Raw genomic sequence first — 14,617 nt, forward strand, 5'->3', positions numbered from 1 at the left:
GGAAAAGAAGTTGCAGATTATAGTATTACTAACATTTTTGTTTATTGCTGTTGGAGCTTATCAGATAGTCATAGGACAGTTAGACTTGGTAACCAAGAAAGCAGTAAAGGCAGCTCATGCATATCATAAAAATAACACATCCAGCAACGAAATGGAGGCATTCATTGAATCCTTGGCTGTGAAAGTATCAAAATATATAAGGTTAGATACTTACAAAAAGAAGAAGATGGAATCCGAGTTAAAGAGCCTGCAAATTACATCCACCCCGGAAGTATATCAGGCAAGAAATCTGGTGAAAACGGGATTCATACTAATGGGTGTTATTCCTTGTCTTCTCATTGCACCAATACTGGCCATTGGTGTGGTTGTAGGAGCTGTCTTTGTATATTTAAAATGTGATACAGATTTAAAGGAGCAGTTACGGAAAAAAAGAGAAGAAATTGAATATGAGCTGCCACGTTTTGCCTCTACGTTAAAGCAAGAGCTTACATCCAGCAGAGATGTGTTAAGTATTCTTGACAATTATAAAAAAAATGCAGGAGAAAGCATGAAGAATGAGTTAGAAAAAACAGTGGCAGATATGCGCTCCGGTAATTACGAAGCAGCTCTGTTACGGTTTGAAAGCAGAGTTTCCTTGCCGGCGCTAAGTGATATTGTAAGAGGACTGATTGGTGTACTTCGTGGTGATAATAACGTCAATTATTTTGAAATGCTAAGCCATGATTTAGATGTATTAGAAGTACAACGATTAGAAAATCTTGCCGGGAAACAGCCGGGTAAGATTAAGAAATACATACTAGCACTGCTTATTTGTATGATGGTAATGTACATAACGATTCTTGCAGTATATGCCGCTATGTCCATATAGCAATATAGCAGAAAGGAGCATGACATGAAAAGGAAACAGAAGCTAAAGCATATCGTAAAGGATAAAAGTGGTTCAAGCTATCTGGAGATGGTAATCGGTGTTCTTATTTTTTCCCTTGCGCTGGCATTTATAATCAAGGCAGTGCCAGTATTAATACTGAAAAATCAACTAAATACTTTTGCCGGCAACGTTAGCCGGATAATATCTGTGGAAGGCATCTATAACAGTACGGTACAGGATAAGATTGAGGAATATCGTATAGCAACAGAGATTGGAGAGGTCACAGTATCATTAGATGGCACAAATTTTATAAACGGTACAGAAAAGATACAGTTAAATGATCTAATCGTAGTAACGGTAACAACGGAGTATGATATGGGGTTTTCTAATTTTGGCAGTTTTCCAATTACCTTAAGTAATACTGCAAAAGCAAGGAGTGAAGCTTATTGGAAGTAAAATGTAAAATTAGATATGAACAAAGATAATATTAATTCCCAATTTAATAAAAATAATATTGAATTTTTGAACAAAATTGATAGAATGGAGGAAATGACATGAATTGGGAGGATATATTAATGGATATAGCAGAAATTACAGCAATAGCAGGAATTCTGGGGGTAATTGCAACAATCTTAGTAGGATTTTTAAACAACAGAAATTCCATTTTGAAATTATCGCACCATGTTGAGGAACTAAGAAAGGAGTTAAAAGAATTAGGTGGAATGAAAAGCAGTCAAAAGGATCTTTTATCAGATCATAAAAATTTGACTAAAGGACAGGAAAATCTAGCTTATGACCATGAAAAAATCATAGATATGCAGAATAGAATAAAAGAAATTTTAAATAAAGGTGAAATTCGTTATGAAAATTTAAATATTGACCAAAAAGAAATACGAAATCAGGTTTTGAATTTAGTTATGAATTATGAAAAGCTGGTGGGTGAGAATAGTCAACTTCGGCAAGAGAATGATAATCTGCTAAAAGTAATAAAGTCTATGAAACAAAGTAAATCCTTATATTATAATTCACAAGAGAATTATCAAGAGAAGGATGAAGAAGAGGAAGAACATGAATTTTAATATGTGTAACCTTTCATTGAGACAATCTTTAATGCTGGATTGTCTTTTTTCATGCACTTAGGTAAGAAAAGTATCTAATAAGGAGAAGTGAAGTCTATTGGAAGTAAAATGGATTCAGTTATTGAAAGAAAAAATAAGGGAGAAAAAAGGATCTGGCTTAATCGAAGCTGTGGTTCTTTTTTTAGTTACCATGATGTTCTTTTCCGTAGCCTTTGAATATCTCAGGATTCAAATGGTGGCAAACAATATCCGGGACGCTTATGAACGAGCAATCCTTACCGTTGCCAGTGAAAATTACAATGAAGTATACGCAGGCTTTCGGGAAGAGGATTTCATAGGCGGTGTATATGAAGGTGGCTCAGGAGGGGGTGGAAAGCTTGGGGAGCTGCCGGAGTGGATAAGCTTAAATGACTATGGAAGTGTAGGGGAAGAACTGGAGGAGCTTCTGGTACTTAAGTGTGAGGATGGGGTGTATACGAGTGACAAGGATAAGTATATCCTAAAAGACATCGAAGTGCAGGTTAAGGAAGGTAGTGCTTCTACCAGTGGGAAATATGAAGTGAAAGGAGAGATAACCATGGAGATACCCATTTATTTTGCGAGTGTTAAGATAACACAGGCCGAGATTCCTCTTAAGGTAAAAACGGCATACACACCAAAATATTAAACAAGGAGAATCATATGCCAAAACTGATTGGTAGGAATGGAAATGAAAGTGAGAAGTATAGACATTATACGAGTATCTGCCGTAAGATTGGTAATTATTTCTGGGCAACTTTAATTTTATATTTGTTAATCATGTTTAATGAGAGATTAACAAATCCCGCTTATGAGAATATAAAATTTGACTGTTATAACTATATCGAATTTAATAGCGTTATATTTTGTGCTATATCCGTATTATATATGTTTTTTTATATTGTATGGGAGCAACGCCTGAAACAAGAAGAAAGGACATTATCTAGATTTGGGAGTTATGTAATGTATTGTATAACTTGTTACATCGTATACAATTTTAGCTTCTACATGGCTTTTATATGGTATCTTAAAGGTGAAGAAAATACAGAGCGATTATTAATTTTTCTGTTTTGCTGTGCCTTAGTAAAGGTTATTATTCCATTTCTTTTTGGTCAATTACATAGGTTGTTGTCTTGGAGCTATAATAAACTGGAGAATAAGTGGGAAAGTCATAAAAAACAAGAAACTGAAACAAAAGAGTAAATAAACCCGAATGAATTATATTGGAATAAATAGACATTAAAATACTTGTCAGCCTACTCGTTATGTGATATAATTAATTTGGGAATATTTAACCTAAAAGTAAAGTTTTACAAGAAAGAGGGTTATAATATTGCTAAAAAAGTCCGATAAATATAATAAGAAAAAAACTATAAAAAAGGCAATCATCTTTACGGGTTTGCTATTAACTGTGTCAATCATTCTTGTAGTAGTTATAAAAAAGGGGTTGCCCGGTAACACAGAAGCTAATCAAAACGATTTACACGAAGAAATCGTGTCAACGGATCAAGAGACAGAATCAAAAAGCAATGAGCCAGTAGAAAAAAAAGCCGTTAAGGAGATTAAAGAATCTGACTTGATGGATTATGAAGATTTAATAGCAAACGATGCAGTCTCTTGGGAAACGATTACAAAGTATGCAGATGATGTAGTATCCTGGGAAACCATTGCAGGCTCTGCTGTTGGAGATTCAAAGAGCTGTGAAGACCAAGATGATACTAACAACGAATCTGAAACAGTAGGGAAGGATTCCAAGAGTGATAGTACCCAGGAAGGCAAAAACAACGAAAGCTCTATAACGACTCCGAAAGGCAAAGTCATTGATGAATCACCGAATACTATAAAAGATGAGACAATTAAGAACGAGTATGAAGGTGAGAAAAAGCAGGATATGATAGAGTTTTTTGATGTTGAACCAAGTGGAGAGCAACCAAATGGAGATATTCCAGCAGGAGGAAAACAGGGCGTAGGTACTTGGAATTAAGCGAAAGAGGGGATATAAATGATGAAGAAAAAACATAAGATTCTAATAATGAGTGGTATATTAAGTCTTTCAGTTGCAGCAATCTGCGGATTTAATTATTATAGCTTAGAGCTTAATCAAGACAGATATACATTGGAGCTGGGTGAACAATTAAAGACAGAGGTGGCGGACTATGCATCCGGTAATATAAACAATGCAAAACTAAACTTATCAGAGGTTGATGTGAACAAGGTTGGGACATATCAGGCAAATGTTAAGGGAAAGATTCAGAACTTATCCTTTTCAGTTGATGTGGTTGATACAACTGCACCGTCAGCAGAAGTAATAGAAAATAAAACATTCTACACCTTTGAGCAAGTGAAAGCATCCATGCTACTGGAGGATGTGAAGGACGAAAGTAAGGTCATTGTAACCTTTGAGGATGGAAAAGAAGTACATACCTATGAAAAGGGTGGTTTTATTGAAGAAAAAGTAATCTTAACCGATGAATACAGTAATGTGACTGTTTTAAGTGTTACTTTTGAAATAGTTGCTGATAGCACTAAGCCGGTTATAAAAGGAGCTAAAAATAGCAAGGTTTATATAGGAGAGACAGTCGATTTCTTAAAGGGTGTCAGTGCAATGGATGATAGGGATGGAGATGTAACAAATAGCATTGTTGTTGATGCAAGCAAAGTTGATACAGGTAAGGCTGGAAAGTATAAATTGAAATATTCTGTAAAAGACAATGCAGGCAATCAGGCTACTAAAACAGTTACAATAACTGTTTTAGAGGATAAGGCACCTGTTTTTAAAGGTTTAACAGCCTTAACAGTAAATGTTGGCTCAAAAGTGGATTATTTAAGCAATGTAAGTGCAACGGATGATAGAGATGGTGATGTAACCACAAGTATTAAGGTTGACAGCACCAAAGTAAATCTGACTAAGGCAGGCACATACAAAGTTACTTATTCTGTAACTGACAGCACTGGCAACAAAACTATTGAATCAAGGACAGTTAATGTAAAGAGTAAAGCGGTTAAGTCGGAAACAACTCAAAGCCAAACTTCTGATAATAGTGGAAATACCAATAAGAAAATTACTTCTAATGGAAAGAAAAACAGTTCGTCAGGAAGTAAAAACAGTAATTCATCTGGATTTGATTTCTTTGAGGTCAAACCTAGTGGAGAACAACCAAATGGAGATGTTCCGGCAGGTGGTAAACAGGGTGTAGGAACTTGGGATTAATATTAAATTTATTAAAGGTATGGTCAATTGACTGTACCTTTTTTTGTTGGAGGGATTTATGAGATTTAAAGATTTATTAATAACGTTAATATTGTTATTTTTCATTTCAATAACGCTTCCTGCAACTATGGTATATGCTGATCCAAATATGGACGGTGGGGGCAGTGGAGGTGGAACGCAAAACGGATCAAATGAGAACTTCTATTCTTCGGGAGATGATGGTGTACGAATAACTATTATTGATGTGAGAACAGGAAGAAGAGCAGAGGGGACAAGAACAATTGATTATTCAAAAAGGGACAAGACAAATAAGACTGTTATACATTTTGGTAAGCATTCAAAATTAGAATATATGGGAGTTGCAGGATATGCGGCTTCTATGCAATTAATGCAATCTAGCCAAGATTACGTTACTGACAGTAGCGGCAGAACTGTAGCGTTTAATGTTTCTGAATTACCAATAATAGTTAGTAGCTCAAGCGGCAACTCTGATATTGATGAAATAAAAGATTATTTTAACAATGAGGACAGATTAAGAAAGATATCTTCCAGAGCTGGTATTAGTTATGATGAAATGATAAATGGCAATTACAAGCTTATCATAGAACCAGTGATCTATCTAACCTTTAAATCCATGTATATGGCAATGACGGCGCATGAAGCCGCCAAGTTAGATATGGCACTTGGAGGTACGGAAACCTCTGGTGGAGAATTAAGGGCAAAGTTCGTATCTTTCTCCCATAAAAATTTACCTCTTTCAATATTTTTAAAGAAAAAGGAACTGGGAGTAAAGCGTTGGACGGGCAGTAAAAATGAAAGAGTCCATAACGGAAAAATCCTTGAGTATTTGGGAATAGGAATCCTATCCTTTGAAGCGGAAGGAACGGATGTTGATGTAGGCAGTGGTACATATAATTACCGGCCAAATACTGACGTTATTACAGCGGTTGAGGTAAGTGTTGGTAGCGGTGGAAATGGTGCTACAAGTGATAATCCAATATCCGTACAGTTCTCAGGGGACTTAGTACCAACCACAAGTGTTACCGGAATTGTAATACCCCCAGGTGGTTCAAGGCTTGTATGGTTTAAATGGAAAACACCTGATTTAGCAGAGCTGACGAAGTCGAAAATCAATGTAAGTATAACCGGAGGAGCAAGCACCACATCCTCATCGGTTATTGATATTACCATTAAACCAATCGTGGAAAAAGAACCGCCCAATCCCACAGCAGATGACAAGAAAAAAAGTAATTGGAATGATAATAATCTGCCGGTGTTTCCTAAGATAATGGAATTAAAGTCCTATGCAGCACCTAAAAAGTCAGCTTCCTGGCATACCTATACCTGCACCAAAAAATCAGTCTGGACCGGCGAATATGAGACAGATTCACAAGGAAATTATCTGGTGGACAGTGAAGGATATAGGTATAAAATTTATGAAACCGTTTATGAGTTTGATACCAATACGTATACCGCTTCACTGGTAAATACAACGGCTAAGATTACACCAGACATTACAGTTAAGAAAGCAAATCCTAACAACAGTTATATAAAAAGTGGCTATGGTATTGAATTAGCGGTTAACTCTAGGGTGAATGGCAGTCCCAGTACTACAACCGGTATTCAGCATGCAGTAGTATATTTTCCGGAGTTTAAATATGTGAGTTATCGGCGAATCGGGAAATTGCCAAGTGCTGGCTTAAATGCAACGATTAACTTTCCGGTGAATCAATATTCTATATTGGATAACAAAGTTCATTTTCTCCCAATTTGGTTTCCAGATAAGGAATATAAAGTATACATAGAAACCTTAGATGCATGGACGCCGGCTGGAATGTTATGTGATTATACAACAGCAAGCATTACAGTAAAAGGGTCGATGTGGGACGATTATCACATTGGTGTAATACCAAGCTATAGATAAAATTACGGAGGATATTATGATACTGGATTTTAACACAAATGACAACAAAGAGCTTTTGATAAAGCTGTTAGATATGGAAGAAGAGGATTATACGATAGTAAAAAATTATTTATGTGAGTTTGGAATTATTAGCTTTTTCAATAAATACAAAACTTTGGTGTTATCGGATGGTGTTAAGGAAAAACTTACTGCTTTGCTAAATTTGATTGGTTACGAGGGGGTAGAACGTTGAGAAAATTAAGGACAAATAAAGAAACTTTCTTAGAAGGAGTTCATATCCTCACAGGTATTGACCTTGATAAAATGCAAAAATACTGTGCAGATAATAACATACTTCATATTTTAGACCATCCGATGGAAATCAATGCTACAGAGGAACAGATTGCAAAGATTCATACCCTTAAGGAAATTATTAATACATATGAATATTTTCGAGAAAACGATGAAGAAAACAAGGTTAGATTTGATACACCTGCTAAATTGGCAGAGTTCTTTAAATCCAAAATAGCCTACCAGAAGGAAAGAGAATATCTTGTTACCGCATATTTTGATTCCAAGATGCAAGTTTTGTCAACGGATATTGCAGAAGGAAGTGTCAATCACTGTGTGATTAATCCGAGAGAATTATTAAAGCGTGCGCTGCAGCTTGATTGTGCAGGAGTAGCCATGGGGCATTCACATCCTTCTGGTGACCCTAATCCAAGTAGAGAAGATATAAATATAACAAAAAAGATAAATATAATATTTAACTCTATGAAGATTCGCTTTTATGATCATTTAATCATTGGAGGAAATAAGTACTTTTCCTTTACTGAAAAAGGATATTTGGAATACAACGATGAACTACCAAAGGTAAGTGACCTTAATCCCTTCCATCTTGAACCTGAAATAGCAGAAGCTGATTGTGAGGATGAAATGGAACCATAAAATTATAGAAAAGGAAGAGGTGATGGTAAGCAGCCATTGCCTTTTCTATTTTCAGGAAAGGGCTAATGATATGAATAAATTTATTATTATGGCAAGGCTTTGCAGAAATCCGGAAGTTTGGGAAACGAAAGGAGAAACACCATTACTTATGGCAAGCTTCAGCATTGCTTACAACTGGCCAAAGAAGGATGGTAAAGAAGAAGCCGACTATTATTACTGCCTTGCTACTGGTAAACTAGCTGAATTCATTAAGAATTATGTAAAAAGTGGTAACAAGGTTTTAGTAACAGGAAAGTTAAAAAACAACAATTATCAGAATAAGAACGGAGATAAAGTCTTTGGTGTGCAGGTATATGTGGATGAGATTGAGCTGGTGGAAAGCAAGCGGAACCGAACAAAAGAACAGGCACAGGAGGTAAGGTTACCTTCTGACTTAGAATAGAATGAGAGGATTACATACTTGATGAAAAAACAGAGATTGTTTGTGGATATGGATGGAACACTGGCTCATTTCAATAAGGTAGATACCTTAGAAAAGTTGTATGAACCGGGATATTTTTATAACCTGAAGCCAATTCCCAATGTTGTAAATGCCATAAAAGAAATAGTGAATAATCACCCGGACATTGAGGTCTACATTTTATCAGCAGTTCTTACAGATAGTGAGTATGCATTGGAAGAGAAAAAGATGTGGCTGGATAAATACCTGCTGGAGATGGATGAGGCACATCGGATGTTTACTCCTTGTGGCCAGGACAAAAAAGATTATGTGAATATCCGTGAAAGTGACTATTTACTGGATGATTATACTCATAACCTTAATTTATGGCAACCACCTGCAAAAGGAATTAAGTTACTGAATGGTATCAATCACACGAATGGGACATGGAAAAGTGATTGTCTTCGTTATGATAAAAAGCCGGAGCTTCTGGCAAAGAACATTGTGGATATTATGCAGGGACGGGAATCCATTCAGGATATAAAGCCTTTTGTTGAGGATATTATAGCAAGAGATGGAGACAGAACGTGCGGAGTCTTCTCTAAAAGATATGGAACCAGAAGTATAAATTTTAAGGAGAAAAGAGCGAATGGAAAAGTGGAGTAATGTTGTGAACAAGGTATTTGAAGCGACAGTACTGCTTGTACTGCATATCCTACAAATGGCTACGGTTTTTTGGTTCCTTTTATACCTTGTACAAGAATTTTATATGGAAAGTATTGCTAGAATAGGATTAAGCTTGCTTATTCTTATCTTGCAGCGAAAGGTCATTTTAGGATGCAGTTCCGATACATAAATAATAAAATCGAGAGAGAGGAAACAACAATTACATATGAAGGAATTAATATTGCCAATAACCATGATTATAGTGTGTCTAATAGCAGCTATAGTTATGGTTCTTTTATTACAGCGAACCAAAGATAAAGTCACAAATACTCAGGAAAAAGATAACCAGGAGCGAAAGAAAACCGCTCAGGACTTTGTAAATGTAAAAGATATCGAAGATATTTTCCTGTACACCATGGATGGTTATATTATGAGCTATGTTAAGGTGCAGTCTATATCAAAAGACTTACTAAGTAAGGCAGAAAAGAAAAACTTAACCATGAGGTTGGCGGAAGAGTTTCAGACAGTACCAGATTTTAAGTTCATTGCAGTAAGCCGTCCTGTGGATATTACTCCATTGGTTACAGAGTACACGGATTTGTTACGAACCTCAACAGATCCCATACAAAAAGAAATACTAAGGAATGAGCTTAGTGTCATTACTGAATTTTCCCTTTCCGGAGAAGTGGTGCAGAGGGAATTTTATTACATCCTTTGGGAGAAATATGTGGAAGATGCAGAATATGAATTAAGAAAAAGGGTAAATGAGTTAGCCAGCAAGGTAGTTGCCTGCGGTATACAGAGTGAGATACTGAAAAAGCCTGATATCATACGGCTTTGCAATCTGATAGACAATCCGGCATTTGCGGTGATAGAGGACACACAAATGGAGGCAGTTATCCCCTATATACAATAGACGATGAGTTATGAAAGGAAAAGCATGAAGAAAAAGAAGATTGAACAGAGAAATGTAGCATTATTAAATATAATCTCTCCCATCGGTTTAAAGTTTGGTAAAAACAATCTGTCTGTTGGTGAGAATTTTGGGAAAGCCTATGGCATTGTACGTTATCCAGAAGCACCGGACTATGGTTGGATGTCTAAGCTTATGAACATACCAGGTACAATGGCCAGTTACCATTTCAAGACCATTGCTGATGGCGGTGATTTCATAGATTCTTTGAATAAAAATATCAGTCACCAGCGTGTCATTGCAAAAAATACAAATGATACTTTAGTAAGAACCAGAGCGCAGAAAGCTGCAGATGATGGAGAGAAGCTCTTGGTTCGGATTGATCAGCATGGTGAAGCGGTGGGGATGCTTAGCACAACCATTATTCCCCTGGCCGATGAACCACTTATATTTGAAAAGGTACGGCGTAAAACAGTAAGTTCTATAAAAACATCAAGATGTAAGGCTCGTTTACTGTCTGATTTGCAGAAACGAGCCTTTAAGCACATGTCCCCCTTTTATACAGAGGATGATAAGATACATAATGTTACGGATCGAATCTGCCCCCTTACCACACTTATGGGAGGCTTTGCAAATGCCAGCTCCGGCTTTAATGATTCCCAAGGATATTATGTAGCCAAAGATGCTTCTGGCGGTCTTATTATTTTAGATTTTTGGTTACGATCAAATGATAGAACAAATACCAACTTTATTATTCTGGGTATTCAGGGACAGGGTAAATCAACGGCTATCAGGCACATTGCTTTGTCGGAATTTATGAGAGGAACTAAGGTATTGTTTACTGACCCTCATGGTGAAAACCGTTTTCTCACGAAAAAGCTTGGTGGTGAGATTATAAATGCCGGAGGTGGTAGCAATGGTCGTATTAATCCATTTCAGATTAGTGTAATACCAAAGGATGACGAAGAGGAAGAAGTTAAATTCTATGAGAATGAAGATGGGCATGGGATGGGAGATATGGCTTTATATATAAAGTACCTGGAAGTTTTCTTTTCCATATACATACCGGATTTGACTTCCATAGAAAAGGCCATTTTAAAGGCAACCATCATTGAACTGTATAATAATTTTAATATCTTTTGGGATACGGATATATCCACTCTAAAACCAGAGGACTTTCCCATATGGTCAGACTTACATAAATTAATGCTCCAAAAGGCAGAGGAAAAGGACAAGACGAGAAAAGGAAATGACAGCAATGTGTATGAAAATCTTGCTATTCTACTACAAGATGGAGCAACCGGAGCTGACAGCTTACTGTGGAATGGCCATACCACTATCAGCTCTAATGCAAGGGTTATTTGTATTGATACCAAATCACTGCAGGATACACCGGATAATGTAAAAAGAGCACAGAACTTTAATATTAACCGATGGACATGGCAGGTTATGACAGAAAATCCAACGGAACCAGTATTATGTTTATATGATGAAGCCTACTTAAACATTGACCCCAAGGTACCACAGTCCATGATCTTCTTGCGAAATGGTGTGAAATCTTCACGTAAGTTTGAAGCTGCTATGGGATTTATTACACATTCCGTGGTGGATTTCTTAGATGAATCCGTAAAAATGTATGGACAAGCCTTGTTGGATTCGCCTTGCTACAAAATCATATTTGGTACAGACGGCCAGAATCTAAAGGACATTACGGATTTGTATAAACTAACAACCGCAGAGCAGGATTTACTGCAGAGTAAAAGAAGAGGCCATGCATTGATGATGATAGGTTCCAGAAGGCTGCATGTTAATTTTGATATTCCAGAATACAAATTTGAATACTTTGGTAATGCCGGAGGTAGGTAGATATGAATACGGCAATGGTACTTAAAATAGCACAGGCTGCCTATAAAGCTTTAAAGGATAAGAGGACACGAACGATTATTATATTGGCAATCTTCGGACCTCTTATCCTTTTATTACTTCAAATAGCAGCTATTGTGTCCCTGGTTACCACCCCGATTCAGATGTTACTAAATGGTGGGGAAGATACTTATGGCTTAGCAGAGTTCCAGAACCAATTTGTTATTACTGGAACTCCCGGAGAAGCTTATGAAGGTGAGTATGAGCCACCTGATTATGTGAAGTATACAATTAAGCAAGGAGCAACGGAAGTTGTCTATTATAATCAAACAGATATGCCATGGAGAGATATGCTATATGGCACAGTACGTACCATTGGTATAAGTGGTTGCGGTCCGACCTCCATGGCGATTGTGATATCAACTTTCACCGGGCAGGAAGTAACACCGGCAATGACCGCCGGATGGTCTGCTAAGAATGGTTATCTGGTAGAAGGGTATAACAATGGCAAACCCTATGGCATGAGCAGCCATGCATTAATACCGGCACTGGCAAAAGAATATAGTCTAAGCAGTACCGGTATTGCAAAAAATGAGAAAACAGCAGAAAGAATTTATAAGGCGCTGTCAGACGGTAAGCTGGTTGTGGCTATTATGGGTCCTGGACATTTTACAAGCGGAGGACACTTTATCGTACTTCGTGGGGTAACGAGTGATGGGAAGATACTGGTGGCCGACTGTGGAAGCAGACAGAGGACTGGAAAGGCATGGGATATACAAACAATTATTAAGGAAGCGAAAGGAGGAGCTGGGGCAGGAGGACCGTTTTGGGCAATTAAATAGTTTACAGAATTACACATGACAAAATACTTTTACTTACCAGGAGAGTGTATTATGAATGAGCTATACAAATTAGATGAAATTATCAATAGCGATCATGTTGCCAAATAATTGGAAAGGAGGATAAACCGTGAATCTATTGCTTATCATTATGAAGTTTGTAGAAGAGAATAAGGCTAGACGGAGAAGTTCATTTTAAGATTTCTCCGTAAATAATTTGTATTATATATAATTACAAAAGATAAAAACCAGAAAGGATAAGTATAATTCTAGATAAATGATAGGCCTATCGCACCGGATAGAAAGTGATAAAAGTAAATGAATTATTCAGTGGCATAGGCAGTCAAAAAGCTGCATTAGAGAGATTAGGAATAGAGCATAAGGTTGTTGGTATAGCTGAAATTGATAAATACGCAATAAAAAGCTATGAAGCAATTCATGGGGATACCAGGAACTACGGGGACATAAGTAAGATTAATAAGCTAGATTATGCAGATTTCTGGACTTATTCTTTTCCTTGTCAAGATATATCAGTTGCCGGCAGACAGAAAGGAATGAATGAGCAGACAAGAAGCGGTTTGTTATATCAGGTTGAGAGGTTATTAGAAGAATCAAAAAAACACAATGAACTTCCAAAGTTTTTAATGTTAGAAAATGTTAAAAATTTGGTGGGTAAAAAATTTAAAGATCAATTTTTAGAATGGTTATCTACCCTAGAGCAACTTGGTTACAATACATATTGGAAAGTGCTAAATGCAAAACATTATGGTATTCCACAGAACAGGGAAAGAGTTTTTGCAGTAAGTATACGTAAGGATATAGACAGGGGATTTGAATTTCCTGAACCAATCCACACAGGAAAGAGTTTAGTAGATGTATTAGAAAGGGAGGTAGATGAAAAATATTATCTTTCAGATGAGTTACATAAACGATTTATTTTCACAGATGATACATTTACAAAAAATATTGTCGGTACTACGAAAGCAAATGAAAATAGTATTGGACAACGTGACACTGTTTATAAGGCTGATGGAATTGTTGGTGCATTATTAGCATCCGATTATAAGCAGCCAAAACGTATCTTAGAAGAAAATTGTATAAAAAAAGCTGGTATGATAGTTAAGGATGGATGGATTGATGTTGCTAGTAGAGTATACCATATTGAAGGTATATCACCTACTCTTACCACTATGCAAGGGGGAAATACAACTCCTAAAGTACTTATTAGACAAGCAACAAAAAAAGGATATGCAGAGTGTAATATTCCTGGAGTAGCAGACCTGTCATTTCCCAAAAGTATGACTAGAAGGGGAAGGGTGCAAGAAGATGGTAATATATGTCCTACTTTAATGGCTGGGACTCGGGAAATATACGTTTTTGATTTTCCGTGTATTGGTGCAAGTAGAGGTAGAAAGATAGATTCATCGGATAGTTACCGTCAGAAACTTGAACTAAATTATTGTGGGACAAGTAACACAATTACAACAGTTCAAAAAGATAACTATGTAATTGAAAAAGGTGGAAAACAATTCAGAATCAGAAAACTAACACCTTTAGAGTGCTGGAGGCTGATGGGTTTTACTGATGAACAGTTTTATAAAGCTGCAGCTGTAAATTCAAACACACAATTATACAAACAAGCTGGTAATAGTATTGTGGTAGATGTTTTATATTACCTGTTTAGGCAGTTATTTATTTAATCATTTATCCAGGGCTACTTTGCTCCGGATATACATAATGAGATTTACAAATAAGAAGCAAGTATATAATAATATTTGCTTTTTATGACATTTATTACTATAATATGAATACAACCAGTTGCAGGGTGATTATGGTCGCTCCCGAAAGGGGGTGATAGTTTGAGTACATA

17 protein-coding genes are annotated in these 14,617 nt (G+C 36.5%); all 17 read left to right on the forward strand.

What is annotated here, in order from left to right:
- Window positions 1-10: 10 nt before the first annotated feature.
- Window positions 11-868 carry a secretion protein F gene (locus tag acsn021_RS05665; protein ID WP_184090895.1) on the forward strand — a complete coding sequence of 286 codons (858 nt, stop codon included), beginning with the start codon at window positions 11-13 and terminating at the stop codon, window positions 866-868.
- 24 nt (window positions 869-892) lie between these two features.
- Window positions 893-1,324, forward strand: a complete 432-nt coding sequence (locus acsn021_RS05670) for a DUF4320 family protein (protein WP_184090897.1) — start codon at window positions 893-895, stop codon at window positions 1,322-1,324.
- Window positions 1,325-1,422: 98 nt separating this feature from the next.
- Entirely contained in the window at window positions 1,423-1,947 is a 525-nt protein-coding gene (locus acsn021_RS05675; protein ID WP_184090899.1) for a hypothetical protein, read from the forward strand.
- A gap of 97 nt (window positions 1,948-2,044) precedes the next feature.
- Complete coding sequence (locus acsn021_RS05680) at window positions 2,045-2,614, forward strand: hypothetical protein (protein WP_184090901.1); 570 nt, start codon at window positions 2,045-2,047, stop codon at window positions 2,612-2,614.
- 14 nt (window positions 2,615-2,628) lie between these two features.
- Complete coding sequence (locus acsn021_RS05685) at window positions 2,629-3,168, forward strand: hypothetical protein (RefSeq protein WP_184090903.1); 540 nt, start codon at window positions 2,629-2,631, stop codon at window positions 3,166-3,168.
- A gap of 130 nt (window positions 3,169-3,298) precedes the next feature.
- Window positions 3,299-3,949: a hypothetical protein gene (locus tag acsn021_RS05690; protein WP_184090905.1), complete on the forward strand. Its 651-nt coding sequence runs from the start codon at window positions 3,299-3,301 to the stop codon at window positions 3,947-3,949.
- Between the two features lie 18 nt (window positions 3,950-3,967).
- A complete protein-coding gene (locus tag acsn021_RS05695; RefSeq protein ID WP_184090907.1) occupies window positions 3,968-5,176 on the forward strand; it encodes an immunoglobulin-like domain-containing protein in 1,209 nt (402 codons plus the stop codon).
- 58 nt (window positions 5,177-5,234) lie between these two features.
- Entirely contained in the window at window positions 5,235-7,100 is a 1,866-nt protein-coding gene (locus acsn021_RS05700) for a hypothetical protein (protein WP_184090909.1), read from the forward strand.
- Between the two features lie 16 nt (window positions 7,101-7,116).
- Window positions 7,117-7,332, forward strand: coding sequence for a hypothetical protein (locus acsn021_RS05705; protein WP_184090911.1), 216 nt, complete (start codon window positions 7,117-7,119; stop codon window positions 7,330-7,332).
- A complete protein-coding gene (locus tag acsn021_RS05710) occupies window positions 7,329-8,027 on the forward strand; it encodes a JAB domain-containing protein (protein WP_184090913.1) in 699 nt (232 codons plus the stop codon). The genes acsn021_RS05705 and acsn021_RS05710 overlap by 4 nt, the downstream gene beginning before the upstream one ends.
- 70 nt (window positions 8,028-8,097) lie before the next feature.
- Window positions 8,098-8,469 (forward strand): single-stranded DNA-binding protein, encoded by a 372-nt coding sequence (locus tag acsn021_RS05715; protein ID WP_184090915.1) that lies wholly within the window; start codon window positions 8,098-8,100, stop codon window positions 8,467-8,469.
- 21 nt (window positions 8,470-8,490) lie between these two features.
- Window positions 8,491-9,132: a 5' nucleotidase, NT5C type gene (locus acsn021_RS05720; RefSeq protein WP_184090917.1), complete on the forward strand. Its 642-nt coding sequence runs from the start codon at window positions 8,491-8,493 to the stop codon at window positions 9,130-9,132.
- Window positions 9,116-9,322, forward strand: a complete 207-nt coding sequence (locus acsn021_RS05725) for a hypothetical protein (protein WP_184090919.1) — start codon at window positions 9,116-9,118, stop codon at window positions 9,320-9,322. Before acsn021_RS05720 ends, acsn021_RS05725 begins: the two co-directional genes overlap by 17 nt.
- A gap of 36 nt (window positions 9,323-9,358) precedes the next feature.
- Complete coding sequence (locus acsn021_RS05730; RefSeq protein WP_184090921.1) at window positions 9,359-10,048, forward strand: hypothetical protein; 690 nt, start codon at window positions 9,359-9,361, stop codon at window positions 10,046-10,048.
- A 24-nt stretch (window positions 10,049-10,072) separates the two neighbouring features.
- The gene (locus acsn021_RS05735; protein ID WP_184090923.1) at window positions 10,073-11,911 is read left to right on the forward strand and encodes a VirB4 family type IV secretion system protein; all 1,839 of its coding nucleotides are present in this window, start codon (window positions 10,073-10,075) and stop codon (window positions 11,909-11,911) included.
- Window positions 11,912-11,913: 2 nt separating this feature from the next.
- A complete protein-coding gene (locus acsn021_RS05740) occupies window positions 11,914-12,750 on the forward strand; it encodes a C39 family peptidase (protein ID WP_184090925.1) in 837 nt (278 codons plus the stop codon).
- A 302-nt stretch (window positions 12,751-13,052) separates the two neighbouring features.
- On the forward strand, window positions 13,053-14,447 hold the full coding sequence (dcm, locus tag acsn021_RS05745) for a DNA (cytosine-5-)-methyltransferase (RefSeq protein ID WP_184090928.1): 1,395 nt from the start codon (window positions 13,053-13,055) through the stop codon (window positions 14,445-14,447).
- Window positions 14,448-14,617 lie beyond the last annotated feature (170 nt).

The organism is Anaerocolumna cellulosilytica (genome assembly GCF_014218335.1).
GTDB classification, from domain to species: domain Bacteria; phylum Bacillota; class Clostridia; order Lachnospirales; family Lachnospiraceae; genus Anaerocolumna; species Anaerocolumna cellulosilytica.

What these genes read in the sequence shown, in the direction of transcription:
- acsn021_RS05670 (WP_184090897.1), top strand. Translation starts at nt 893, where the DNA reads ATGAAAAGGAAACAGAAGCTAAAGCATATCGTAAAGGATAAAAGTGGT.
- acsn021_RS05675 (WP_184090899.1), top strand. Translation starts at nt 1,423, where the DNA reads ATGAATTGGGAGGATATATTAATGGATATAGCAGAAATTACAGCAATA.
- acsn021_RS05685 (WP_184090903.1), top strand. Translation starts at nt 2,629, where the DNA reads ATGCCAAAACTGATTGGTAGGAATGGAAATGAAAGTGAGAAGTATAGA.
- acsn021_RS05695 (WP_184090907.1), top strand. Translation starts at nt 3,968, where the DNA reads ATGATGAAGAAAAAACATAAGATTCTAATAATGAGTGGTATATTAAGT.
- acsn021_RS05700 (WP_184090909.1), top strand. Translation starts at nt 5,235, where the DNA reads ATGAGATTTAAAGATTTATTAATAACGTTAATATTGTTATTTTTCATT.
- acsn021_RS05705 (WP_184090911.1), top strand. Translation starts at nt 7,117, where the DNA reads ATGATACTGGATTTTAACACAAATGACAACAAAGAGCTTTTGATAAAG.
- acsn021_RS05715 (WP_184090915.1), top strand. Translation starts at nt 8,098, where the DNA reads ATGAATAAATTTATTATTATGGCAAGGCTTTGCAGAAATCCGGAAGTT.
- acsn021_RS05720 (WP_184090917.1), top strand. Translation starts at nt 8,491, where the DNA reads ATGAAAAAACAGAGATTGTTTGTGGATATGGATGGAACACTGGCTCAT.
- acsn021_RS05725 (WP_184090919.1), top strand. Translation starts at nt 9,116, where the DNA reads ATGGAAAAGTGGAGTAATGTTGTGAACAAGGTATTTGAAGCGACAGTA.
- acsn021_RS05730 (WP_184090921.1), top strand. Translation starts at nt 9,359, where the DNA reads ATGAAGGAATTAATATTGCCAATAACCATGATTATAGTGTGTCTAATA.
- acsn021_RS05735 (WP_184090923.1), top strand. Translation starts at nt 10,073, where the DNA reads ATGAAGAAAAAGAAGATTGAACAGAGAAATGTAGCATTATTAAATATA.
- acsn021_RS05740 (WP_184090925.1), top strand. Translation starts at nt 11,914, where the DNA reads ATGAATACGGCAATGGTACTTAAAATAGCACAGGCTGCCTATAAAGCT.